This window comes from Streptomyces sp. NPDC017529 (assembly GCF_044329785.1).
In the GTDB taxonomy this organism is placed as follows: Bacteria; Actinomycetota; Actinomycetes; order Streptomycetales; family Streptomycetaceae; genus Streptomyces.
Genome location: NZ_JBIRJY010000001.1, coordinates 735,551 through 757,651 on the forward strand (window position 1 = coordinate 735,551; position 22,101 = coordinate 757,651).

Consider the following 22,101-nt stretch of genomic DNA (forward strand, 5'->3'; position numbering starts at 1 on the left):
GAGGGCAGAGTCTGATGCGCGGAGGCAGGGTCGCCGTCGTGGGCGGCAGCATCGCCGGTTGCGCTGCCGCACTCGCCGCACACCGGGGCGGCGCGGCAGAGGTCACCGTGTACGAACGGGCCGCCGGCCAGCTGGCCGAGCGCGGCGTCGGCCTGGGCATGCACAACGCCCGCTACGCCGAACTGGCCGCCGCGGGCTACATGGACGCCGGCATGCCCTGGCTCCAGCTGTCCCGCCGCCGCTGGTACGCGCGCGACGGTGCCGCACCGTTCGGCCGGCTGGTGGGGGAACTGGCCCTGCCGTTCCGTACGTACAACTGGGGACCGCTCTGGCGCGCGCTGCGCGACCGGATGCCCGCGACCGCCGCGTTCCACGGGGGCAGCCCGGTCCGTACGGTCGAGTCGTCGGCCGACGGGACCGCCGTCCACCTCGGCGACGGCACCACGCACCACGCCGACCTGGTCGTCGGCGCGGACGGCTACCGCTCGGTGGTGCGCGGCGCCGCCTTCCCCGACGTACGGCCCGCGTACGCCGGGTACCTCGCCTGGCGCGGCGCCTTCCCCGCCGGACGGCTGGCCGCACTCGACGGGCTCGCCCCCGGCGGCCGGTGGCCGGTCGAAGACGCCGTCTTCGCCGTCTTCCCGGGCGGCCACGCCGTCATCTACCACATCCCCGACGCAGCGGGCGGACACCGCGTCAACTGGACGCTGTACACCGTCCCTCCCCAAGGCACCGACCTCGGCCTGGACACCCCCACGAGCCTGCCGCCCGGCACCCTCGACGACTCCCTGCACGCCCACTTCGCCCAGATCACCGGCGACCTCCTGCCGCCCTACTGGGGCGCGCTGGTGCGCCTCACCCTCCCCGGCGAGCTGTTCATCCAGCCCATGTACGACTTCACGGCGCCGCGCTACGCCGCGGGCCGCGTCCTGCTCGCCGGCGACGCGGCCACGGTCGCCCGCCCGCACACCGGCAGCGGCGCGGTGAAGGCCCTCCAGGACGCCACCGCCCTGGAGGCCGCCTGCGCCGCCGCCGGAAGCTGGGCCGAGGTCCCCGCCGCGTACGACGCCGCCCGCGGCGCCGCAGGCCGCTCGATGATGGAACTGGGCCGCCGCCTGGGCGACGCCCTCGTCCTGCGCAGCCCGGACTGGCGCACGGTGCGCCAGTCGGACCTGGACGCCTTGTGGGCGGGGACGAACACGGGCGCGTTCGGCGGGCGGGCGCTGAACGCCGAGAACGCGCCGGGCGGCGCCCGCCGGTAGCCGCGGCGCCGGCCGGCAGCCCGGCGGGGAAGTCGCTTGGGCTCTGGTCTCGACTTCTTCCGTACGTGCACAGCCGTCTCGGCCGTCTCAAGGGTTGCGACTATTCGAAAACGCGTGCGTACCGGACAATGGGAGCGGCGAGGCCGGCTCGCCGGCCGGCGAGCCGGCGCACACCAGGAACGGACGGGACTGATCAGACATGGGACGGGTCACCGAGCGGCGCCGCGTCATCCGCATCCGCGACGGAGCCGTGAGCGAGCGCCCGGACACCCTCGTCGGCGAGGAACCGCTGGAGATCCGCCTCGGCGGCAAGCCGCTCGCCATCACGATGCGCACACCGGGCGACGACTTCGCCCTGGCCGCCGGCTTCCTCGTCAGCGAAGGCGTGCTGGGCGGCGCGGAAGAACTGGCGAACATCGTGTACTGCGCCGGCGCCACCGAGGACGGTTCGAACACGTACAACGTGGTGGACGTCCAGCTCGCGCCCGGCGTCCCCGTCCCGGACATCACGCTGGAGCGCAACGTCTACACGACCTCCTCCTGCGGCCTGTGCGGCAAGGCGAGCCTGGACGCGGTCCGCACGACCGCCCGCTGGCCCCTGGACGCGCCCGCTTCCCCGGCCCGCATCACGCCGGCGACGCTGTCCGCGCTGCCCGGCAGGCTCCGGGCGGCGCAGCGGGTGTTCGACCGGACCGGCGGGCTGCACGCCGCCGCGCTCTTCGGTACGGACGGTGAACTCCTCGACGTACGCGAGGACGTCGGCCGGCACAACGCCGTCGACAAGGTCGTCGGCCGCGCCCTCCAGGAGGGGCGGCTGCCGCTGCGCGACACCATCCTGATGGTGTCGGGCCGGGCCTCGTTCGAACTGGTCCAGAAGGCGGTCATGGCGGGCATTCCCACTCTCGCCGCCGTCTCGGCACCCTCCTCCCTCGCCGTCGACCTGGCCGCCGAGACCGGCCTGACGCTGGTGGGCTTCCTGCGGGGCACGTCGATGAACGTGTACGCGGGCGAAGAACGCCTGGCCCTGGGCGCGGAGGCGGCGCGGAGCTGACCCCGGGTCACGGGCAGGCCCCCGTCATCCCGCCTCCGCCTGTCCCGGCTCCACGACGCGCGCCAGCAGCGCCATCAGCTGTGCGCGTTCGGCGGGCGTGAGCGCCGCGGTCAGCTCCTCGTTGGCCCGGTCACCCAGCTTCTCCGTACGGCGCAGCCTGCGCTCCCCCGCGGGCGAGATCTCGATGGCGTTCTTCCGCCGGTCCTTCGGGTCGGGGGTGCGGGTCACCAGGCCGTCGGCCTGGAGGTCGTTGACGACCGCGACCATGTCTTTCGGGTCGATGCCGGTGCTGCGGCCCAGTTCCGCCTGGGACACCGGGCCCAGCTCGCCGACGGCCGACAGCACCGCGTGGTGCATCATCCGCATGCCTTCCTCGGCCAGCGCCTCGGCGACGAGCCGGTGGCCGCGGGCGGCGGCCCGGCCGAGCAGCCAACTGGGGAGGGCGCGGATGCGGGCGGGCGCGTACGGGGTCTCTGCCATGGGGCCAGCCTACCGAATTCCATTGGTTGCCCCAACGAATGCTGTTACCGTTGGGGCAACCAACGGTTGGGTCCCGCCGTGCGGTTCCCCTGCGTGGCGCCCGGCCACGCCCCTCACCCCCGGAGATGCCCATGCGGCGAGTCCGCTTCCACGCGTACGGCGGTCCCGAAGTCCTGCGGACCGAGGAGGCCGAGGCCCCCGAGCCGGGGCCGGGCGAGCTGCTCGTCCGCACGGAGGCCATCGGCGTGAGCCTGCCGTCCGTGCGCCGGACGCGCGGCGACGGCCGGGGCGGCGGCGTACCGCTGCCCGCGGTCCTGGGCGGCGAGGTCGCCGGCGAGGTCATCGGCCTGGGCCCGGACGTCGCCGGCTTCGCGGCCGGCGACCGCGTCACCGCGCTCAGCTTCACCGGCTCGTACGCCGAGATCGCCACCGTGCCGGCCGCGCTGGCCGCCCGGATACCGGACGGCGCGAGCAGCGTGGACGCCGTCGCGCTGGTACGCGGCGGGCAGGTCGCACTCGCCGCGCTGGCCACCGCCGCCCCCACCGGCACGGAATCGGTGCTGGTCACGGGCGCGGCCAGCGCCACAGGGCACCTGGCGGTGCAGCTGGCCAGGCTGCGGGGCGTGCCACGGGTCGTGGCGGCCGCCGGCTCCGCGGCCAAGGCGGAGTTCCTGTACGGGCTCGGCGCCGACGAGGTCGTGACGTACGAGGACGCGTCCTGGGGCGAACCGGCCGACATCGTCCTCGACGGCGTCGGCGGGGACCTCCTACCGCGCGCGGTGGCGGCCCTCGCCCCCGGTGGGCGGCTGGTGTTCTTCAACTCGGGAGGCGGTACGGTCCCGGCGTTCGACCTCCTCGCCGGCTCGAAGACCATCACGGGACTGACCATGGCCCGCTTCGCCGCCACCCGCCCGGAGCTGTACGCCCGGCACGGCGCCGAGCTGTGGGACCACTTCTTCGCCGGCCGGCTGCGGGCCGCCGTACACGCGGAGATACCGCTGTCCCAGGCCGCGCGGGCGCACGAGATCATCGAGGCCCGCAGCAACCTCGGCAAGGTGGTGCTGCGCCCGTGAGCGCCCGCCGCGGCACGGGATTTCACACAGGCGTGCCCGGCGTACTCCGGACGGGGGAAATCCGGCCGGGCGCGAAGAAGCGCCGCGCGTGGCTTGTGGCCGTGCCGGGGGCCCAGTAGCTTCCTGCGCACCAGAGGCAGGACATGGGACATTCTACGTAGGACGTGGGATGTTCGCCGTCCCTGCCTCCCGCGCCGCTTCGCCCTCCCCTCTCATCCCCTCTCCTCCGCTCCTCCTCCGGCGCCTCGAAGGGCAGGTCGGAACATGACGCCACCGTTCCGCGCACACGACGAGCACCGCGGCAGACCCGCCACCGGGGCCGGCAACGCCCCCGCCACGGCCCCCGCCGCGGCCCTCGTCCCCGGCGCCGCACCCTGGCCGCGCTCGCCACGGCGGCCGCCGCCCTGGTCCCGGTGGCCACCGCACAGGCCCACCCCTCCACCGTGCCCGCCAGTGCCTCTCCCACCACCGGCTTCGACCAGCAGGTGCTGTTCAAGGCGGCACAGGAGCACGGCTACGCGTGCTTCCGCATCCCGGCCGTCGTACGGTCCGCCAACGGCACCCTGCTCGCCTTCGCCGAGGGCCGGGTGAACAACTGCGGCGACGCCGGCGACATAGACCTCGTGCTCAAACGCTCCACCGACGGCGGCCGCACCTGGGGCCCTCTCCAGGTCGTCAACGAAGGCGGCGGGGACACCCACGGCAACCCGGCCCCCGTCGTCGACCGCGAGACCGGCCGCATCCTCCTCGCCGAGACCTACAACAAGGGCCGCCCGGACGCCGGGAACTGCGACGTCCCCTGCGACCGCACCCCGCACCTCCAGTACAGCGACGACGACGGCGCCACCTGGTCCGCGCCCCGCGATCTGACCTCCGAACTCCGGCCCGCCGGATGGAACTCCTGGTACGCGACCGGGCCGGTGCACGGCATCCAGCTCGCCCGGGGGCGGCACGCGGGGCGGCTGGTCTTCTCCGTCAACGCCGAGAGCTACGCGGGCGGCCGGATAACCGCCAACCACGCGGCGCTGATGCTCAGCGACGACGGCGGCGACACCTGGCGGGTCGGCGCCGTGGACAGCTATCCGACCGCCGCCGACGGCACGTTCCGCCAGAAGCCGTCCGAGATGAGCCTGCTGGAGCGTTCCGACGGCACGGTGTACGTCAACGCGCGCGAGCAGGACGGCACCGACCTGGGCCACCGCACGGCGGCCGTCAGCCACGACGGCGGCGCGTCCTTCGCCCGGCCCTTCCGCGCGCTGCCCGACCTGTACGCGCCCATGGTGCAAGGCTCCGTGCTGCGATCGCCCCGGCGGAACCCCGGCCGCCCCGCCCGTACGCTGTTCGCCGCGCCCGCCGACCCCGACCGCCGCCGCACCATGACCATCCGCTCCTCGTACGACGAGGGCCGCACCTGGGAGGGCGTGGACCGCGGGGCCCGGGTCACCACCGACTGGTCCGGCTACTCGGACCTGGTGACCGTCTCCCCCGGCCTGACCGGCCTGCTGTACGAGGGCGGCGCCGCCGACGCCCGCGACGAGATCCGCTTCGCGCGCTTCACCGACGGCTGGCTCGGGCCGCGCCGGGCCCCCGACCCGACGACCGCCGACCGCGGGCGGCACGCCCGGCCCGCCCTCGTCCTGGGCGGCGCCCGCACGGTACCGGGCCGCTTCGGCAACGGGCTCTCCTTCGACGGCCGGGACGACGCCGTACGGCTGCCCTTCCGCTCCGCACTCCCCCTCGGCAGCCGGGACTTCACGTGCAGCCTCTGGTTCCGCTACCGCGCCGCCTCCGGCGAGCAGCCCTTCCTGTGGATGGGCGGCGTGGGCAGCCGCAGCCCGCAGGTGGCCCTGCGCGGCGACCCCGCCCGCAAGCGGATCAGCGCCTTCGTCACCGCGCTCGACGGCGCCCGGCCGCCCGCGACCGCCGAGGTCGGCTCCACCGCCGCCTACCACGACGGCCGGTGGCACCACCTGGCACTGCGGCGCGCCGGCGGCCGGCTCACCCTCACCGTCGACGGAGCCGACACCCACACGGCCGCCGACGTGCCCGGCTCCGTGAGCCGCAACTCGGTCTTCGGCGTCCACGCGGGACAGAAGGCGGACAGCCGCGCCCAGTTGACCGGCGACCTGGACGAAGTACGCGTGTACGGGCGCGCGTTGAGCGACGGCGAACTGGCCCGGGTGCGCGAGCACAACGCGCGCGTCAGCGGCCCGGTCGTCCTGCACCTGCCGCTGGACGAGGTGCAGCGGCCAGGGCCCGCCGCATGAGTACCGTGCCGGTTCTCACCCTGCGCCTCCGCGCGGGCCGGGCGCGCGCACGGGGAGAGGGCGGGGGGACGCAGGCCGGTGGTCCGGCGCGTCGGGTTGGCCGGGTGCCTGGGCCGCGTACCGCTTCGAGAGGACCGCGCAGACCATCAGCTGCATCTGGTGGAACAGCATCAGCGGCAGCACGGCGAGCCCGGCCTGGGCGCCGAAGAGGACGCTGGCCATGGGGAGTCCGGCGGCCAGGCTCTTCTTCGAGCCGGCGAAGGTGATCGCGATGCGGTCGCCGCGCGGGAAGCCGGCCTTCTTGGAGCCGTAGGAGGTGAGCGTCAGCATCAGGGCCAGCAGGACGGCCTCGACGCCCAGCAGGCCCAGCAGGCGCCAGACGGAGACCTGGTGCCAGATGCCCTCGACCATGCCGGTGCTGAACGCGCTGTAGACGACGAGGAGTATCGAGCCGCGGTCGACGAGGCCGAGGATCTTCTTGTGGCGGGTGATGAAGCCGATGATCCAGCGGCGCAGCAGCTGTCCGGCGAGGAACGGCACCAGCAGTTGAAGGACGATCGTGACCAGGGAGTCCGCCGAGAACCCGCCCCCGTCGCCGCCCAGCAGGAGCGCCGCCAGCAGCGGGGTCACGACGATGCCGACGAGGCTGGAGAAGGAGCCCGCGCAGATCGCCGCCGCGACGTTGCCGCGCGCTATGGAGGTGAACGCGATCGAGGACTGGACGGTGGAGGGGACCAGGCACAGGAAGAGCAGGCCGGTGTACAGGGCCGGTGTCAGGACGTACGGGACGAGGCCGCGGGCGGCCAGGCCCAGCAGCGGGAAGGCAACGAACGTGCAGGCCAGGACCGTCAGGTGGAGGCGCCAGCTGCGCATCCCGGCCATCGCCTCCCGGGTGGAGAGCCGGGCGCCGTACAGGAAGAAGAGCAGTGCCACGGCTCCGGTGGACGCGTCGCCCGCGACGGTGGCGGCGGTGCCGCGCGCGGGGAGCAGCGCCGCGAGGCCGACGGTGCCCACGAGGGCCAGGATGAACCCGTCCACGGGGAGCCAGGAGGGGATCTTGAGCTGAGGGCGGCGCATGGTCTCTTTTCGCGGTCGGTGCGGGGGGGCGGACGGTGTCCTCTCCAGCCTGCCTTGACCCGCGCTCATCGGGAAGCCCTCTTACCGTGGTGACTGTTATCACGAGCCGTGATGGCGGGGTTAGGCTGGCGGCATGTTCGATCCCGTGCAGTTGCGCACGTTCCTCGCGGTGGCCCAGACGCTGAGCTTCACCCAGGCCGCGCACCGCCTCGGTCTGCGGCAGTCCACGGTGAGCCAGCACGTGCGCAAGCTGGAGGAGGCGGCCGGGCGCCGGCTGTTCGCGCGGGACACCCATGCCGTGGACCTCACCGAGGACGGCGAGGCGATGCTCGGCTTCGCGCGCACCATCCTGGAGGCCAACGAGCGGGCCGCCGGTTTCTTCACGGGCACCCGGCTGCGCGGCCGGCTGCGCTTCGGGGCCTCGGAGGACTTCGTGCTGACCCGGATGCCGGAGGTGCTGGAGGAGTTCCGGCGCGACCACCCCGAAGTGGAGCTGGAGCTGACGGTCGAGCTGTCCGGCACGCTGCACGAGCTGCTGGCGGCCGGCCGGCTCGACCTCGTACTGGCCAAACGCCGCCCGGGTGCGACGCGCGGCCGTCCGGAGGCGGCGACCGGCCGGCTGGTCTGGCGGGACCGGCTGGTGTGGGTCGGCACGGACCGGCTGCGCCTGGACGCGCGGCAGCCGGTGCCGCTGGTGGTGTTCCCGCCGCCCGCGGTGACCCGGGCCCGCGCGCTGGAGGCGCTGGAGCGGCAGGGCCGCGACTGGCGCATCGCCTGTACGAGCGGCAGCCTGAACGGTCTGATCGCCGCCACCCGGGCGGGCCTGGGCGTGATGGCGCACAGCCTCGGCATGATCCCACCGGGCCTGGTCCGGATGCCGTCCCGGGCCGGGCTGCCGGACCTCGGCGGGGTGGACTTCGTCCTGCTGTACGGGGAGCGGGACAGCGCGGCCAGGGGCCCGGCGGACGCCCTCGCCGAAGCCATACTGGCGGGCGGCGACCGGTTGCAGCTGCCGTAGGCCGGCCCGCGCCGCCGAACGGAGAGATTCGGTGCAGATCCGGTCCCGGTGCCGTGATCGTCGGGCGCGGGCCGCCCCCGGCGATGTCCCGGCTTCTCCGGAGTCACCCGATTTCGCCGCATGACCAGCGACTACGCCATCCGTCCCGCGGGCAGGACGCCCCTGACGCGCGCCGTCCCGTTGGGGTACGGTCTCGGCCCTGTGAGGAGCACCACGAGGAGCTGGGTCATTGCGCGAGTTCACCGTCCCACCTTTGGCGACGGCGCCCCGCGTCGGCGGGTTGGCGGACGCTGTGTTCGATCATGCCGAATCGGATCCCGCGCGTACCGCGCTGGCGCGTAAGGACGCCGTGGGCCACTGGCGGGACGTGAGCTCGGCGCAGTTCCGTGACGAGGTGCTGGCCCTGGCGAAGGGGCTGCTCGCGCAGGGCGTCCGCTTCGGCGACCGGGTCGGGATCATGTCCCGTACCCGCTACGAGTGGACCCTGTTCGACTTCGCGCTGTGGTCCGTGGGCGCCCAGCCCGTACCGCTGTATCCCACCTCGTCCGCCGAGCAGGTCTGCTGGATGCTGCACGACGCGGGCGTGACGGCCTGCATGGTCGAGCACGAGGACCACGCGATGACCATCGGGTCGGTCGTCGACCGGCTGCCGCGGCTGCGCCGCCTGTGGCAGCTGGACGCCGACCCGGTGGCCGAACTGACCGCGGCGGGCGCGCACCTGGAGGACGACGTGGTGCACCGCCACCGCATGGCCGTCACCCCGGACGCCACCGCCACGGTCATCTACACCTCCGGCACCACGGGCCGCCCCAAGGGCTGCGTGATCAGCCACGCCAACTTCATGGCGGAGGCCGACAACATCGTCGAGCGGTACGAGACGGTCTTCCACTCCAAGCCCGGTGACGAGGCGTCCACCCTGCTGTTCCTGCCGCTCGCCCACGTCTTCGGCCGGATGGTGCAGGTCGCGGCCGTACGCGGCCGGGTGAAGCTCGGCCACCAGCCCGAACTGAGCGCCGCGGCGCTCCTCCCCGACCTCCAGTCGTTCCGGCCCAGCTTCATCCTCGCCGTGCCGTACATCTTCGAGAAGGTCTTCTCGGCGGCCCGGCGCAAGGCCGAGGCGGAGGGCAGGTCCGGCCCCTTCGAGAAGGCCGTCGACGTGGCGGTCCGGTACGCGGAAGCGCTGGAGCACAAGGCGTTCGGCACCGCGTCGGGGCCCGGGGGCGCGCTGCGCATGCAGCACCAGCTCTTCGACAAGCTGGTCTACAGCAAGGTGCGCGAGGCGATGGGCGGCCGGGTGCGGCACGCCATGTCGGGCGGCTCCGCGATGGAGCGCCGGCTCGGGCTGTTCTTCGCGGGCGCCGGCGTGACGATCTACGAGGGGTACGGCCTGACCGAGTCCACCGCCGCCGCCACCGCCAACCCGCCCGAGCGCACCCGCTTCGGCACGGTCGGCTGCCCCGTGCCCGGCACCACCGTGCACATCGCCGAGGACGGCGAGATCTGGCTGCACGGCGGCCAGATATTCCAGGGCTACCTGAACGACGCCAAGGCGACCGGCGCCGTCCTGCGCGACGGCTGGCTGGCCACCGGCGACCTCGGCGCGCTGGACGAGGACGGCTATCTGACGATCACCGGCCGGAAGAAGGAAATCCTCGTCACCTCCGGTGGCAAGACCCTCTCCCCCGTCGTCCTGGAGGAGCGGGTACGGGCGCACCCCCTCGTCGCCCAGTGCATCGTCGTCGGCAACGACCGCCCGTACGTCGCCGCCCTGGTGACGCTGGACCCGGAGGCGGTCACGCACTGGCTCGCCATGCGCGGCAAGCCGGACCTGCCGCCGACGGACCTGGTGCACGACCCGGACCTGGAGACCGAGATCCGGCGGGCCGTCGTCGCCGCCAACACGCTGGTCTCGCAGGCCGAGTCGATCCGTACGTTCCGGATACTGGCCCACCAGTTCAGCGAGGAGCACGGCCTGCTGACGCCCTCCCTCAAGCTCAAGCGCAAGGCCATCGAGGCGGCGTACACGGCGGAGGTGGACGCGCTGTACCGGTCGTGAGCAGGCGCGCCCCGGTGCGGCGCTCCCCCGCGCGGGGGAAGCGGTTCATCCCCGTGCCGGACGTGCCGCCCCGCGGCCGCCGGGAGGCTCGTACCTCATGAACACCGACAAGCGCGCGGGCCGCCAGGTCCTCCTCGGCCGGACCGCCGTCGCGGCCTGCGCCCCGTACCTCCTCCTCAAGCTGCTGTGGATACTGGGCTGCGACATCGGCGTGGTGGACCTCCACGGCATTGGCCGGGGCGCCTGGGTCGCCGCCAACGCCGTCACCTTCCTCATGGACGCCATCGCCGCCGCCGTGGCGTACACGCTCGCCCGCCCGTCGGGGACGCGGGCCCCGGCGTGGCTGCTCGCCCTGCCCCTGTGGACGGCGTCCGGGCTGCTCACCCCCCTGATGCTGGCCGTGCCGACGGGGTCGGCCGTCGCCGCCGTGACCGGCACGGCGAACCCGATGGCGTCCGGCGACTTCCTCCGGCCCTGGGTCTTCGTGGTCGTCTACGGCGCGTTCATCGTCGAGGGCGTCACCCTGCTCGGCGCCTTCACGGTGTACGCGCACCGGCGGTGGGGCGCGCTGCTGCGCCGGCCACTGGCATCCGTACCGGCTCCCGCCCCGGCGGTGCGCGCGGCGCGACGGTTGCTCGGTGTGCCCGCGGCACTGCTCATGGCCGTGATCGGCACCGTCGACGTGCTGTGGGGCCTCGGCATGCCGGCCGGTGCCGGAGCGGCGGCCCTGCCCGCGCGGAGCGCCATCACGGCCACGTCCGAGGTCGTGCAGGGCCTGTTCTCCCTGGCCGGCGCGGCGGGGCTGGCCGCTCTGCTCTTCCCCCACCGGGGCCCCGTCCGCCGGCTGCGCACCCGGGTGCCGCTCGCGCTGGCCTGGCTGGGGTCCGCCTCGGTGTTCGCCTGGGGCGGCACGCTGTGGCTCTCCTGGACGGTGGCCGAGGCGCTGGGCGGCGGCAGCAGTTCGCCGGCCCACGGCCTGCCCGGCCTGACGGGCGCGCTGGAACTGGTCGCGGGACTGGTGGTGCTCTGCCTGGGCGCCCTGACCCTGGCGGAGGAAACGTCCCGGAAAACCGGTTCCGGGTGCGCGGGAATGCCGCGTACCGGATGATCGTTGACGTTGGAGTACATGTACGTCGACCTAAGGATCGAATCGCTCGTGAGCAAGGTCCCCCACATCACCCTCAACAACGGCGTCGCCATGCCGCAGCTCGGCTACGGCGTCTGGCAGGTGCCGGACGACGAGGCCGCCACGGCCGTCGGAACCGCCCTGGAAGCCGGGTACCGCAGCATCGACACCGCCGCGATCTACGGCAACGAGGAGGGCACGGGGAAGGCGCTCGCCGCCTCCGGCATCGCCCGTGACGAGCTCTTCGTGACGACGAAGCTGTGGAACGACGAGCAGGGCTACGACTCGACCCTGCGCGCCTTCGACACGTCCCTCGCCAAGCTGGGCCTGGAGTACGTGGACCTGTACCTGATCCACTGGCCGATGCCCGCCAAGGACACGTTCGTGGACACGTACCGGGCGTTCGAGAAGATCTACGAGGAGGGCCGGGCCAAGGCCATCGGCGTCTCCAACTTCCAGCCCGCCCACCTGGAGCGGCTGCTGGGCGAGACCTCGGTCGTCCCCGCGGTCGACCAGATCGAGCTGCACCCGCAGCTCCAGCAGTCCGAGGCCCGCGCCTTCCACGCCCGGCACAACATCGCGACCGAGGCCTGGTCGCCGCTGGGCCAGGGCAAGGACCTCCTGAAGGACGCCACGATCACCGGGCTCGCCGGGAAGTACGAGCGCACCCCCGCGCAGATCGTGCTCCGCTGGCACCTCCAGCTCGGCAACGTCGTCATCCCGAAGTCCGTGACCCCGTCGCGGATCAAGGAGAACATCGACGTCTTCGGCTTCGAGCTGGACGACGCCGACATGGCGGCGATCGCGGCCCTCGACTCGGGCACCCGCCTGGGCCCGGACCCGGACGCCTTCAACGGCTGAGGCACCGCGGCCGGACCACGGTGTCCGGCGCACCCCCTCCCACGAAGCCGCCGCCCCGCCCGGGGCGGCGGCTTCGTCGCGTCTTGCCTCCTCCGCCCCAGCTCGCGCGCGGTTTCCCGGTTTCCCCCGGGCCGCAGGGGACGGGAAACCCCTTGGCCCGCGGTACGGCACAGGACGAGTGTCCTGGGTGCCGGGTCCGAGCAGCCGACGGCCCCGGCACACACCGAGCACCACCCAACGGAGGAGATCCGGATGATCCGCATTTCGCGTGCCACCGCCCTCGCGGCCGGCGCGGCCGTACTCGCCCTCGCCGGCAGCACGGTCGCCGCCGCCGCCGGCAGCAGCCCCGGCTCCGCGGCCGCCGCACAGCAGGCCGCTCCCGCCGCGTTCCAGGACGTCGTCTGCACCGTCAACGACAACGGCGTCAACTACCGCGGCGGTCCGGGCACCAACTACCCGGTCCTGGGCCAGGTGAACAGGGGCCAGAAGATGAACGCGAAGGGCAGCGAGGGCTCCTGGGTCATGGGTGACCTCTGGGGCGGCCGTACCGGGGTGTGGATCCACCGCGCCTACCTCAACTGCTGACCCGGCGCGCCGGCGCGCCGACAGGACAGCGGGGTGGTGGAGGGTTTCCCGGCCCGGGAGGGCCGCCACCCCGCCCGCGGCGGCCGGCCGCCTGCCACGGACACCGCACGCGAACGCCGACGGGGGCGCGGAGCGGCACGACCGCGGCAACGGCGGCCGGCCGGGGGAAGGGCATGGGGCGGGCAGGCAGCGTCTTCACCGCAGCGCGTACCCGCCGTCGGGGTAGAGCGTGGAGCCCGTCATGTACGTGTTGGTGAACAGGAAGAGGACCGCGTCGGCCACTTCGCCTTCCGTGCCCAGGCGGCCGAGGAGGGCGGCGTCCCGGTAGCCGTCCGCCGCCGGTTCGCGGACGGACGCGGGGCGCCGGCTCCAGAGGTTGCCGTCGACCATGCCGGGGGACACGACGTTGACGCGTACGGGGGCGAGTTCCACGGCCAGGCCGCGGCCCAGGCCTTCCACCGCCGCGTTGCAGGCGACGTAGGCGGGCGCCACCCCCGCCGGGCGGACGCTCGCGGCACCGGACATCAGGACGACGGAGCCGTCCTCGGCCAGCAGGGGCGCCGCGTGGCGGACCGCGTGGTACTGGCCCCAGAACTTGCTGACGAAGGGGCTTTCCGCGTCCTCGTCGCTCAACTCCCGCATCGGGCCCGTCCGGTAGGAGGCGGCGGGGGTGAAGAGGTGGTCGACGCGGTCGATGCCTCGGAAGAAGGCGGCGAGGGAGTCCTTGTCGGTGTTGTCGACGGTGCGCCAGCGGGCCGCGTCGCCCAGCTCCTTCGCGGCCGCGGCCAGTCGCTGTTCGTCGCGGCCGCCGAGGATCACGGAGGCGCCGGCGGCGACGGACCGGCGGGCCGTTTCCAGGCCGATGCCGGCCGAGCCGCCGATGACGACCACGGTGCGGCCGGCGAGACGGGCGAGCGGATCCGGCGCGGGAGTGCTGGTCATGCGGTTCCCTTCGGTGGTGGGGGGAGCGGAACGCTCGGGGGCGTACGTCACCAACCAAGGGGCGGGTGGGGGCATTCCCGTCCCACTGGCCCCCAGCCGCCTCGCTCGCCCGGCCACGATCTCAACGACCGCCGGGGGCGCCGCGGTTACCTTCCGCAACCGACCATCCTCACCCGGGGCGGAGGGCCCGCGGCGCTGGTTGACTAATCGAGTGCCGGCGGCCCCGCCTCGATGCGCCGCAGCACCGGAGCCAGGCAGTCCACATCGGGGCCGGGATCGAGTTGCCGTTCGTCCCACCAGGTGGCACCCGCGTCGCGCAGCGGGCCGATCACATCCGTGGCCTGGGCAGCGTCCGCCGGAGTGGCACCGCCGACCACGAGGTCGAAGGGGCGCTGGGTGTCGCCTTCTCGATGACCACGCACATAGGTGATCAACTCCCGCACGTCCTCAGGGTCCGGCGGGTGGCCATGCAGGGCGTTCTTGAACAGAGGCACCGCGCCATCCCACCGCGCGGCCCGTCGCATGGGCGGACGGTTCGGCCAGAATCCCCCGATCCACACCGGCGGCCGGGGCCGCTGCACGGTGGCGGGCTGCAGGCTCACGTTCCGCGCCTGGTAGTGCCGTCCGTGGTGGTCGACGGTCTCGCCCGTCCAGAACCGCCCCAGCAACTCCAGCCCTTCGTCCAGCCGCTCGGCGAGCACACGTCGATCGGTGGAGTCGCCGAAGCTGCCGTACTCGTCCTCGACCGGCCCACCCAGCCCCGCTGCGAAGACGACCCTGCCTCCGCTGAGGTTGTCCAGGGTGGCCACCTGCCGCGCGAGCTGCTGCGGTCGGTATCGCGCTACCGGAGTGAGCAGCGTCCCCACCCGGATCCGTGACGTCGCGAGCGCGGCCGCGGTCAGCAGCATCCACGCGTCCGCGAAGGGCCGCCCCGAGTACCCCCGGTAATGGACGTGGTCCCATACGAAGAGCCCGTCCCACCCGGACTCCTCGGCCGCCGCCGCGACGGTTGCCACGTTTCGGGGGTCGGCGAAGTCGCCGAAGTTCGGGATATTGATCGAGAAACGCATCCGGGCATCGTGGGCTACCCCCACCTGCCCAGGCAATGGATTATCAAAGGCGCACGGCGTACCGGCCGTCTGGCTGTTTGCGCAGCCGTCCGTCCGGACGGGTTACGCGGCGCGGGCCGTGTGGAAGGTCTGGGCGGAGAGCCAGAAGAGGTCGCCGCGGTGGGCGAGGCCGGCCGGGTCGGCCGGGTCGAGGAGCCGGTCGAGGGTGGCGCGGTCCTCCGCGTCCAGCTCGTCGCCGAACACCTCCGCGTAGCGCTCGAACTGGGTGACGGCGTACGCGCGGGTGGCGGGGTCGAGCGGGGCGGGGCGGTCCAGCAGGAAGCTGCGGCTGCGCGGGGAGCGCAGGCCCGCGGCCGTCAGGACGGCGGGCCAGTCCTCGACGAGGTCACGGGCGCCGGGCAGCGCCGCCCGCATCCGTACGAACCAGTCCTCGTGCACCACGTCGAGACGGTTGAGGAAGCCGGGGCGGCCGATGCCGAAGTCGCGGGGCAGCATGCGCGCGGGCAGGCCGCCCTCGGACACGACGAGCAGCCCCCGCGGCCGCAGCAGGCGGGCCAGCGCGTCCACCGCCGCGGCCTGGTCGCCGACGTGGTGCAGGGCCTTGCTGGACCAGATGACGTCGGCGTCCCCGACGCCGTCGACGCCGTCGGGCAGCTCGGCGGCCTGGGTGCGGAACCGGTCGGCGAGGCCGAGCCGGGCGGCGCGGTCCCTGGCGCGGTCGAGCAGCGCCTCGGTCGGGTCGACGGCGACGATCTCGGCGTCCGGGAAGGCGTGGGCGAGCAGGCAGCTGGTGACGCCGGGGCCGCTGCCGACGTCGAGCACGCGGCGGACCGCGTCGGGGCCGGGGCCGGACTCCGTCAGCAGGTCCCGCAGCCAGGCCGCGGCCTGTTCGAGGACCGGGGTGTAGACCTCGGCGTCCCGTTCCAGGTGGGTGGCCATGGCGTCCCAGTCCATCTCGGTGGCGCCGTGGTGATGGTGGTGGCCGTGCTGCGGGGCGGCGGTGCCGTGTGTGTGGTCGGTCATGGGCCGAGGGTCCGGCAGGCCGGACCGAAAGGCAACCTTTGTTGCCGGTCCGGCAAAGGACCCCGCGTCCGGTCCGGTGGCCCGGCCGCCGTAAGGTCTGGTCCGTGGGAACTCCAGGATGGATGCCGCCGACCGAGACGGAACGGCGGCTGTGTGAGGCCGGCGCGCGGGGCGACTGGGAAGGCCAGATCGCAGCGGTGGCCGGCGAGGACTTGTATCTGCTGGTGCCCCAGCAGGGCCAGGACCCGCTGCCGGTCTACGACGACCCCGCGGTGGGCGGCACGTGCATCCCCGTGACGACCCGCGGCATGCTGCCGCCGTGGCACCCCCAGCAGCTCTTCGACCGGGTCTCGGTCGACGAACTGGCGCAGGACTGGCCGAACGACAAGTGGATGCTGGCGGTCAACCCGGGTACGCCGTGTGCCGCGTACCTGCCCGCGACCCCCGCGCACCGCGGCGCCTGGGCGCGCATCCGGGCCCAGTACGGCGTGCGGCCCGGCGGAATGCTCGCCACCCACCTCGGCGGGCCGCTGCACGGCCCGCTCGCCCAGGGGCTCGCCTGCGGCGCGCCGGTCGCCGTGCACCACAGCGTGCCGTGGAACGAACTGGGCACCGCCTTCCTCGACTACGCGACCGACGCCGAGCTGCTCCGCGACCAGTGGTCGGTCGTGGACCCGGCCTCCTGGCAGCAGCGGCTGGACCAGTTGCTGAACGCGCGGTTCGTGCCGGCCGAGGCGGAGGCCGCGCTGCGTGCCCGCGCCGGAAAGGGCGACGGGAGCGGGGAGGACGCGGCGGACGCGAAGGCCGGTACGGGCGAGGTGCCGGAACTGGTGGAGAAGTACGAGGAGCGCTTTCGCGCGGACGGGTTGCTGCCCGCCGGCGGGCAGGTGAAGTCGCTCGCCGCGCTGGACCACGCACACGCCGTCAATCTGGTCCGCTGGGGTCTGGGCGCCCGTTTCTGCGCGCCGCCGCAGGCCGAGCAGGCGGTGCTGCGCGCCGGGGAGCTGGCGCGGGCGGTGTACGGCTCGTGGCAGGAGTTCTCCGCCGGCTACTTCCTGGGACGGCTGCTGGCCTTCGACAACGGCTGGTTCGGCCCGCCGTACGCGGAAGCCGTGCACATCCACCGCGTCCTCACCCAGGACCCCGCCTCGCCCTGGGCGAACCTGCCGTTCGCCTGACGGCGCCGGACGCCCGCCGACGTCAGGTGATGTCCGTGACGGTCACCGTCACGGCGACCGACGGCGCGGCACCGCCCGGTTCCCGCAGCGCCTGCCCGGCCGCCGCCGCGACACGGGTCCTGACCTCGCGGGTCACGTCCAGCGCGCGGTGGCCGCGCCGGACCGCCAGGTGGACGCGGATCCGCCAGTCGCCGGGGCCGGGCCCGCGCTCGGCCCGTACGCCGGCCACCTGGCCGCCCGTACGCCGTACCGTGCCGCGTACCAGTGCGCCCAGGCCCGACCGGAGGAAGGCGACCCCGGGTGTGTCCTCGGCCGCCCCGGCCGCGGCCCGCAGGACCCGGGCGTGCAGCTGCGCGTCGCCGTTCACGCCGTGCCCGCTTCCCCGGTGTCCGTGCCGCGGCCGCCGTGCCCCGCTTCGCCGTCCTCGCTCTCGACGAGGTCCACGACGCTGACGTCGATCTCCGCGACGAGCAGGCCGACGCGGTCCCACGCCGCCGCGCTGACCCGTTCGCGCACCCGGTCCGCCAGCACGTGCAGGGGCCACTCGTACCCGGCGGCCAGCTGCAACGCCACCTTCACGGGGCCGTGCGGCGCGAGCAGCGTGACCCGGCAGCTGCCCGCCTGGACGCCCGGCAGGGTCTCGGCGGCGGCGCGGAAGGTCTTGGCGGCCGCCGCCTCGGTGATCCACGCGTCGTCCTCGGGCTCGCCCAGCGGCAGGGTGCGTCCCGGGCGGAGTTCCGTTCTGACCAGGTCCATGACCCGGGCCGTGAAGCGTTCGGCGCTGCGGTCGTCCTCGTCGCATCCGGCTGCGACGGCGGCCTGCCGGGCCTCGCGCACGTAGGTGTCGAGCACGCCGAGGCCGGCGAGTGCCTCCTGGCAGTACGGGCACCGCGCGGCGTGCGCGCCGGCGTCCCCGTCCGTACGGCCGGGCTCGTTCTCCTCCCACACGGACGACAGCGCGCGGCCGCAGGGCAGGGTCGGGTCGTCGTGCTCGCTCAGCGCCATGCGCCCATCGCCTCCGTCAGATAGCGGCGTGCCCGGAAGACCCTGCCACGTACCGCCTGAAGGCTGATGCCCACCACCTCGGCGATGTCCTCGTACGGCAGGGCGTGCAGCTCGCGCAGCACCCAGCAGGCGCGCTGCTCCGGGGTGAGGCCGGCCATCGCCCGGGTCAGCGCCTCGACGGCGGCGGTCGACTCGGCCGCCCGCACCGGTGACGACGCGTGCTCGGGCGCGCTCGGCTCGGGCACCGAGCCGAGGTCCTGGGTGGGCCGGCGGGCCCGCAGCAGGTTCAGGCACCGGTTGGTGACGATGCGGTACATCCAGGTCTGGAACGAGGCGTCGCCGCGGAACTCCGGAATTCTGCGCCACGCGCTCACGAAGGCGTCCTGTACGGCGTCCTCCGCGTCGGTGCGGCTGCCGAGCAGCCGGGTCGCGAGGCGCAGGAGCTGAGCGCTGTGGCGGCGTACGAGCACCTCGAAGGCCCCCTCGTCTCCCTCTCCGGCACGTACGGCCAGCAGGGCATCGCTGGGTTCGGGCACTCGCCGGCTCCTTCCGTCCCTGTTTCTTAGCATTTCCGGGCGCTCTCCGCACCGGCGCACACCGCCGGTCCGACCACTCCGGGCGCGCTTGTACGCTGCGCGAACGGGCAGACGCAACGGGCCGACGCGCGCCGGGCGACGACGAGAGGACGGGCACACCATGGGCGGGAGCGGTACGGACCGGGCGCTGGTCGCCGCCGGGACCGGCAGACCGCGGGGCGCGCCGCGGCCCGACTGGCCCCGGCTGCGGACCGCGGCCCGCCGGACCCCGGTCTCGGTCTGGAACGACGACGTGTCCGACTGGGCCGCCAGCCTGACGTACTACTCGGTGCTGGCCCTGCTGCCCTCGCTCATCGTCACCATCTCGCTCATCGGCATCGCGGACCCCGCGGCCACGGAGGAGCTGATCAACCACCTCAGTGCGATCGCCCCGGCCGGGTCGGGCGCGACGGTCCGCCGGGCGCTGGTCGGCATGGCCCATTCGCGGACCGCCGCGTGGCTGCTCGTGGGCGGCGCGTCGGTCAGTGCCCTGTGGTCCTCGTGCAGCTATCTGGCGGTGTTCCGGCGGGCCCTGCACGCCATGTACCGCGTCAAGGACGACCGGCCGCCGTGGCGCAAGGTGCCGCGCATCCTGGCGACGGCCCTGCTGCTGATGGCCCTGCTGATCAGCAGCGCGGTCGCCCTGCTGGTGAGTGGTCCGATAGCGCGCGCGGCGGGGCGGCGCCTGGGGCTGGGCGAGGCGGGCGAGGAGTTGTGGAACCTGTTGCAGTGGCCGCTGCTGCTGTTCCTGGCCGTGGTGCTGGTGATGGTGCTGTTCCGTACTGGGCCGTCCCGTTCGCGCGGGCGGCGGGCGGTGCCCGGCGGGGTGGTCGCGGTGCTGCTGTGGCTCGTCTCGTCGGCGGGCTTCACCTTCTACGCCTCGTACGTGGGCACCTTCAACCGGCTCTACGGTTCGCTCGCCGGGCCCGTCGTGTTCCTGATATGGCTGTGGTTCTCCCACCTGTCCCTGCTGAGCGGCGCCCAGTTCAACGCCGAGCTGGCCCGCATGGACACCCCGGAAGACGATCCGCAGGAGAGGAACGGCCCGCAGGAGAAGAAGAGCTGATCCCCCGCCCCGTCAGCCGGCTCCGTGGCCCGTGGCGATCTCCTCGACGCGGTGCGCCAGGGCGAAGTCGAGCGCGGTGACCGCGTTGCCCGCGCTGTGGGTGTTCACCGCGACGGTGAGGGTGTTGTAGCCGAGGGTCAGTTCGGAGTGGTGGTTCAGTTCCTCCTGGACCTGGGCCACGTGCACCACCATCGCGGCACCCTGCGGATGCCGGTCGAAGGTGTAGACGCGGTTGAGCCGGCCGTCCGCCACGGACCAGCCGGGCAGCTCCGCGAGGCGGTCCTCGATCTCCTTGTCCGTCAGCGGGTCCACCGATGCGTCCATGTCGCTCTGCCTCTCCGTCACAGCGCCGTCGCGCGCACCGCCCGTACCACCGGGCCGTCCGCGGCTACCTAGATTGCAGCAGTTCCAGCCTGGCACGCCGAGGACGCTTTCGCGCCAATGTGCGAACGGCCCCGCCGCGGCCTTCCGGGGGCCGTGGGCCGCTCCTAAGCTCCTGCGCCTGACGAGCTGACCGTTACCTGGGGTAATGAGGGGGCGATCGTGGACACCGGCGACCGTACGGAACACACGCACAGACCCGGCGGCGGCACCTCCCGGCGGGCGTTACTGGGCAGCGCGGCGGCGGTGGGCGGGGCGGCCGCCCTGGGGGCGGTCGGCGGTACGGCCGCCGCGGCACCCGCGCCCACCGCGGCGCGGCGCCGCGCCGCGGGCCGTACCGTGGCCGTCCTGGGCGGCGGCGTCGCCGGCCTGACCGCCGCACACGAACTGGCCGAACGCGGCTTCCAGGTCACCGTCTACGAACGCAAGCCCAACGGGCTCGGCGGCAAGGCCCGGAGCATGGACGTACCGGACAGTGCCCGCGGCGGCCGCCGACCGCTGCCCGGCGAGCACGGCTTCCGCTTCATCCCCGGCATCTACCACAACCTCCCCGACACCCTGCGCCGCATCCCGTTCCCCGGCAACGCCAACGGCTGCCACGACAACCTCGTCGCCTCCACCGAGGTGATGCTGGCCCGCACCGGCGGCCGGGAGGACATCCGCATCCCGTTCTCCGCCCTCGGCACTCCCCCGCCCGTACTGACCCCCGACGCGTTCCTGCGCATGCTGACCGGGCTGCTGGAGACCTTCACCAGCCTCCCCCTCCACGAGGTCGCGTACTTCGCCAACCGGCTGCTGGTCTTCTTCACCAGCTGCGACCGCCGCCGCCTGGACGTCTGGGAGCACACACCGTGGTGGCGCTACCTGCGGGCCGCGTCGATGTCCGCCGACTACCAGCGCCTGCTGGCCATCGGCCTGACCCGCAACATCGTGGCGACCAAGGCCGAGATCGCCTCCACCCGCACCGTCGCCACCTGCGCCGAGGCGTTCGTCTTCAACCTGCTGGGGCGGGGCGCGGACGGGCAGCCGGACCGGGTGCTGAACCTCCCCACCAACGAGGCGTGGATCGACCCGTGGGTGGCGCACCTGCGGTCGCTGGGCGTGCGGTTCCGCGTCGGATGGACCGTACGGGACCTGAAGCTCGCGGGCGGCCGGATCGCCGAGGCGGTCGTCACCGGCCCGGACGGCACCCGGCAGCCGGTCGCCGCCGACCACTTCGTCCAGGCCATGCCCGTCGAGCACGCCCGTACCACCTGGAACGCCGCCGTACGGGCCGCCGATCCCCAGCTGGCGCGCTGCGACAAGCTGGTGACGGACTGGATGACCGGCATCCAGTTCTATCTGACCGAGCCCACACCCGTCATCCACGGGCACGTCAACCACATCGACTCGCCGTGGTCGCTGACCGCCGTCGGCCAGGCGCAGTACTGGAAGGGCCGCGACTTCCCCGCCGACTACGGGGACGGGACGGCCGCCGACTGCCTGTCGGTGGACATCTCCGAATGGGACCGGCCGGGCATCCTGTACGGGAAGACGGCCAAGCAGTGCACCCGCGAGCAGGTCGCGCGCGAGGTGTGGGCGCAGATGAAGGCCGGGCTCAACGACACCGGCGCGGCCGTGCTGCGGGACCGGACGCTGCACTCCTGGTTCCTGGACCCGGCCGTGACCGGGCTCGGCACGCCGCACCCCGCCAACGACGAGCAGCTGCTGATCCACCCCACCGGCACCTGGTTCAACCGGCCGCAGGCCCGTACCGCGATCCCCAACCTCTTCCTCGCCGGTGACTACGTGGCCGTCGACATCGACCTGGCGACGATGGAGGGGGCCAACGCGTCCGCCCGGCAGGCCGTGAACGCGCTGCTGGACGCGGCCGGTTCGAGCGCCGGGCGGTGCGCGGTCACCCCGCTGTACCGGGCCCCGGAGTTCGAGACGCTGCGCAGGCACGACGAGACCCGGCACCGGTGGGGACTGCGCAACGTCTTCGACCTGGGGTGAGCGAGCGCCC

The 22,101-nt window shown here is 73.8% G+C and carries 21 protein-coding genes; 12 read left to right on the plus strand and 9 right to left on the minus strand.

What is annotated here, in order from left to right; genetic code table 11:
* The first annotated feature begins 14 nt into the window (after positions 1-14).
* Positions 15-1,262 carry an FAD-dependent monooxygenase gene (locus ACH4K4_RS02830; RefSeq protein ID WP_398164281.1) on the plus strand — a complete coding sequence of 416 codons (1,248 nt, stop codon included), beginning with the start codon at positions 15-17 and terminating at the stop codon, positions 1,260-1,262.
* Positions 1,263-1,461: 199 nt separating this feature from the next.
* Positions 1,462-2,313, plus strand: coding sequence for a formate dehydrogenase accessory sulfurtransferase FdhD (gene fdhD, locus ACH4K4_RS02835; protein ID WP_398164283.1), 852 nt, complete (start codon positions 1,462-1,464; stop codon positions 2,311-2,313).
* Between the two features lie 24 nt (positions 2,314-2,337).
* Here fdhD and ACH4K4_RS02840 read toward each other — a convergent pair whose 3' ends face one another.
* Positions 2,338-2,793 (minus strand): MarR family winged helix-turn-helix transcriptional regulator, encoded by a 456-nt coding sequence (locus ACH4K4_RS02840; RefSeq protein WP_398164285.1) that lies wholly within the window; start codon positions 2,791-2,793, stop codon positions 2,338-2,340.
* 131 nt (positions 2,794-2,924) lie between these two features.
* Between ACH4K4_RS02840 and ACH4K4_RS02845 the strand changes: the two genes are divergently transcribed.
* Together ACH4K4_RS02845 and ACH4K4_RS02850 are read left to right on the plus strand one after the other, a co-directional pair.
* Entirely contained in the window at positions 2,925-3,866 is a 942-nt protein-coding gene (locus tag ACH4K4_RS02845) for a zinc-binding alcohol dehydrogenase family protein (protein ID WP_398164287.1), read from the plus strand.
* Positions 3,867-4,240: 374 nt separating this feature from the next.
* Entirely contained in the window at positions 4,241-6,133 is a 1,893-nt protein-coding gene (locus ACH4K4_RS02850) for an exo-alpha-sialidase (RefSeq protein ID WP_398164519.1), read from the plus strand.
* Between the two features lie 15 nt (positions 6,134-6,148).
* Here the strand turns inward: ACH4K4_RS02850 and ACH4K4_RS02855 are convergent, their stop codons facing one another.
* On the minus strand, positions 6,149-7,210 hold the full coding sequence (locus ACH4K4_RS02855; protein WP_398164289.1) for a bile acid:sodium symporter family protein: 1,062 nt from the start codon (positions 7,208-7,210) through the stop codon (positions 6,149-6,151).
* A 133-nt stretch (positions 7,211-7,343) separates the two neighbouring features.
* Between ACH4K4_RS02855 and ACH4K4_RS02860 the strand changes: the two genes are divergently transcribed.
* From ACH4K4_RS02860 to ACH4K4_RS02880, 5 genes are all read left to right on the plus strand, one after another.
* Entirely contained in the window at positions 7,344-8,228 is an 885-nt protein-coding gene (locus ACH4K4_RS02860) for a LysR family transcriptional regulator (RefSeq protein ID WP_398164291.1), read from the plus strand.
* 253 nt (positions 8,229-8,481) lie between these two features.
* The gene (locus tag ACH4K4_RS02865; RefSeq protein ID WP_398164520.1) at positions 8,482-10,284 is read left to right on the plus strand and encodes an AMP-dependent synthetase/ligase; all 1,803 of its coding nucleotides are present in this window, start codon (positions 8,482-8,484) and stop codon (positions 10,282-10,284) included.
* Between the two features lie 97 nt (positions 10,285-10,381).
* Positions 10,382-11,392, plus strand: coding sequence for a hypothetical protein (locus ACH4K4_RS02870; protein ID WP_398164293.1), 1,011 nt, complete (start codon positions 10,382-10,384; stop codon positions 11,390-11,392).
* A gap of 48 nt (positions 11,393-11,440) precedes the next feature.
* Positions 11,441-12,271 carry an aldo/keto reductase gene (locus tag ACH4K4_RS02875; RefSeq protein WP_398164295.1) on the plus strand — a complete coding sequence of 277 codons (831 nt, stop codon included), beginning with the start codon at positions 11,441-11,443 and terminating at the stop codon, positions 12,269-12,271.
* Between the two features lie 252 nt (positions 12,272-12,523).
* A complete protein-coding gene (locus tag ACH4K4_RS02880) occupies positions 12,524-12,856 on the plus strand; it encodes an SH3 domain-containing protein (RefSeq protein ID WP_398164297.1) in 333 nt (110 codons plus the stop codon).
* Between the two features lie 195 nt (positions 12,857-13,051).
* Here the strand turns inward: ACH4K4_RS02880 and ACH4K4_RS02885 are convergent, their stop codons facing one another.
* The 3 genes from ACH4K4_RS02885 to ACH4K4_RS02895 all read right to left on the minus strand — a co-directional run bounded on the left by ACH4K4_RS02885 (position 13,052) and on the right by ACH4K4_RS02895 (position 15,891).
* On the minus strand, positions 13,052-13,798 hold the full coding sequence (locus tag ACH4K4_RS02885) for an SDR family oxidoreductase (RefSeq protein ID WP_398164299.1): 747 nt from the start codon (positions 13,796-13,798) through the stop codon (positions 13,052-13,054).
* Between the two features lie 203 nt (positions 13,799-14,001).
* Entirely contained in the window at positions 14,002-14,868 is an 867-nt protein-coding gene (locus ACH4K4_RS02890) for an LLM class flavin-dependent oxidoreductase (RefSeq protein WP_398164301.1), read from the minus strand.
* Positions 14,869-14,970: 102 nt separating this feature from the next.
* A complete protein-coding gene (locus ACH4K4_RS02895; protein WP_398164303.1) occupies positions 14,971-15,891 on the minus strand; it encodes a class I SAM-dependent methyltransferase in 921 nt (306 codons plus the stop codon).
* A gap of 104 nt (positions 15,892-15,995) precedes the next feature.
* On the opposite strand from ACH4K4_RS02895, the gene ACH4K4_RS02900 reads away from it, so the two are divergent.
* A complete protein-coding gene (locus tag ACH4K4_RS02900) occupies positions 15,996-17,069 on the plus strand; it encodes a DUF1266 domain-containing protein (RefSeq protein ID WP_398164305.1) in 1,074 nt (357 codons plus the stop codon).
* A 22-nt stretch (positions 17,070-17,091) separates the two neighbouring features.
* Here ACH4K4_RS02900 and ACH4K4_RS02905 read toward each other — a convergent pair whose 3' ends face one another.
* Genes ACH4K4_RS02905 through ACH4K4_RS02915 form a run of 3 tightly spaced genes read right to left on the minus strand, consistent with a single transcriptional unit; the run spans position 17,092 to position 18,643 of the window.
* On the minus strand, positions 17,092-17,436 hold the full coding sequence (locus ACH4K4_RS02905; RefSeq protein ID WP_398164307.1) for a hypothetical protein: 345 nt from the start codon (positions 17,434-17,436) through the stop codon (positions 17,092-17,094).
* Complete coding sequence (locus ACH4K4_RS02910) at positions 17,433-18,074, minus strand: Asp23/Gls24 family envelope stress response protein (RefSeq protein ID WP_398164308.1); 642 nt, start codon at positions 18,072-18,074, stop codon at positions 17,433-17,435. Before ACH4K4_RS02910 ends, ACH4K4_RS02905 begins: the two co-directional genes overlap by 4 nt.
* Complete coding sequence (locus tag ACH4K4_RS02915) at positions 18,065-18,643, minus strand: RNA polymerase sigma factor (protein WP_398164310.1); 579 nt, start codon at positions 18,641-18,643, stop codon at positions 18,065-18,067. Before ACH4K4_RS02915 ends, ACH4K4_RS02910 begins: the two co-directional genes overlap by 10 nt.
* A gap of 127 nt (positions 18,644-18,770) precedes the next feature.
* Here ACH4K4_RS02915 and ACH4K4_RS02920 point away from each other — a divergent pair, with 127 nt between their 5' ends.
* Positions 18,771-19,715, plus strand: coding sequence for a YihY/virulence factor BrkB family protein (locus ACH4K4_RS02920; RefSeq protein WP_398164311.1), 945 nt, complete (start codon positions 18,771-18,773; stop codon positions 19,713-19,715).
* Between the two features lie 12 nt (positions 19,716-19,727).
* On the opposite strand, the gene ACH4K4_RS02925 is transcribed toward ACH4K4_RS02920, so the two are convergent.
* Complete coding sequence (locus ACH4K4_RS02925; RefSeq protein WP_398164312.1) at positions 19,728-20,039, minus strand: 4a-hydroxytetrahydrobiopterin dehydratase; 312 nt, start codon at positions 20,037-20,039, stop codon at positions 19,728-19,730.
* A 219-nt stretch (positions 20,040-20,258) separates the two neighbouring features.
* Here ACH4K4_RS02925 and ACH4K4_RS02930 point away from each other — a divergent pair, with 219 nt between their 5' ends.
* Complete coding sequence (locus ACH4K4_RS02930) at positions 20,259-22,091, plus strand: FAD-dependent oxidoreductase (protein WP_398164314.1); 1,833 nt, start codon at positions 20,259-20,261, stop codon at positions 22,089-22,091.
* Positions 22,092-22,101 lie beyond the last annotated feature (10 nt).

What these genes read in the sequence shown, in the direction of transcription:
- ACH4K4_RS02925 (WP_398164312.1), bottom strand. Translation starts at nt 20,039, where the DNA reads ATGGACGCATCGGTGGACCCGCTGACGGACAAGGAGATCGAGGACCGC.
- ACH4K4_RS02885 (WP_398164299.1), bottom strand. Translation starts at nt 13,798, where the DNA reads ATGACCAGCACTCCCGCGCCGGATCCGCTCGCCCGTCTCGCCGGCCGC.
- fdhD (WP_398164283.1), top strand. Translation starts at nt 1,462, where the DNA reads ATGGGACGGGTCACCGAGCGGCGCCGCGTCATCCGCATCCGCGACGGA.
- ACH4K4_RS02830 (WP_398164281.1), top strand. Translation starts at nt 15, where the DNA reads ATGCGCGGAGGCAGGGTCGCCGTCGTGGGCGGCAGCATCGCCGGTTGC.
- ACH4K4_RS02855 (WP_398164289.1), bottom strand. Translation starts at nt 7,210, where the DNA reads ATGCGCCGCCCTCAGCTCAAGATCCCCTCCTGGCTCCCCGTGGACGGG.
- ACH4K4_RS02890 (WP_398164301.1), bottom strand. Translation starts at nt 14,868, where the DNA reads ATGCGTTTCTCGATCAATATCCCGAACTTCGGCGACTTCGCCGACCCC.
- ACH4K4_RS02845 (WP_398164287.1), top strand. Translation starts at nt 2,925, where the DNA reads ATGCGGCGAGTCCGCTTCCACGCGTACGGCGGTCCCGAAGTCCTGCGG.
- ACH4K4_RS02915 (WP_398164310.1), bottom strand. Translation starts at nt 18,643, where the DNA reads ATGCTAAGAAACAGGGACGGAAGGAGCCGGCGAGTGCCCGAACCCAGC.
- ACH4K4_RS02840 (WP_398164285.1), bottom strand. Translation starts at nt 2,793, where the DNA reads ATGGCAGAGACCCCGTACGCGCCCGCCCGCATCCGCGCCCTCCCCAGT.
- ACH4K4_RS02880 (WP_398164297.1), top strand. Translation starts at nt 12,524, where the DNA reads ATGATCCGCATTTCGCGTGCCACCGCCCTCGCGGCCGGCGCGGCCGTA.
- ACH4K4_RS02860 (WP_398164291.1), top strand. Translation starts at nt 7,344, where the DNA reads ATGTTCGATCCCGTGCAGTTGCGCACGTTCCTCGCGGTGGCCCAGACG.
- ACH4K4_RS02920 (WP_398164311.1), top strand. Translation starts at nt 18,771, where the DNA reads ATGGGCGGGAGCGGTACGGACCGGGCGCTGGTCGCCGCCGGGACCGGC.
- ACH4K4_RS02895 (WP_398164303.1), bottom strand. Translation starts at nt 15,891, where the DNA reads ATGACCGACCACACACACGGCACCGCCGCCCCGCAGCACGGCCACCAC.
- ACH4K4_RS02910 (WP_398164308.1), bottom strand. Translation starts at nt 18,074, where the DNA reads ATGGCGCTGAGCGAGCACGACGACCCGACCCTGCCCTGCGGCCGCGCG.
- ACH4K4_RS02870 (WP_398164293.1), top strand. Translation starts at nt 10,382, where the DNA reads ATGAACACCGACAAGCGCGCGGGCCGCCAGGTCCTCCTCGGCCGGACC.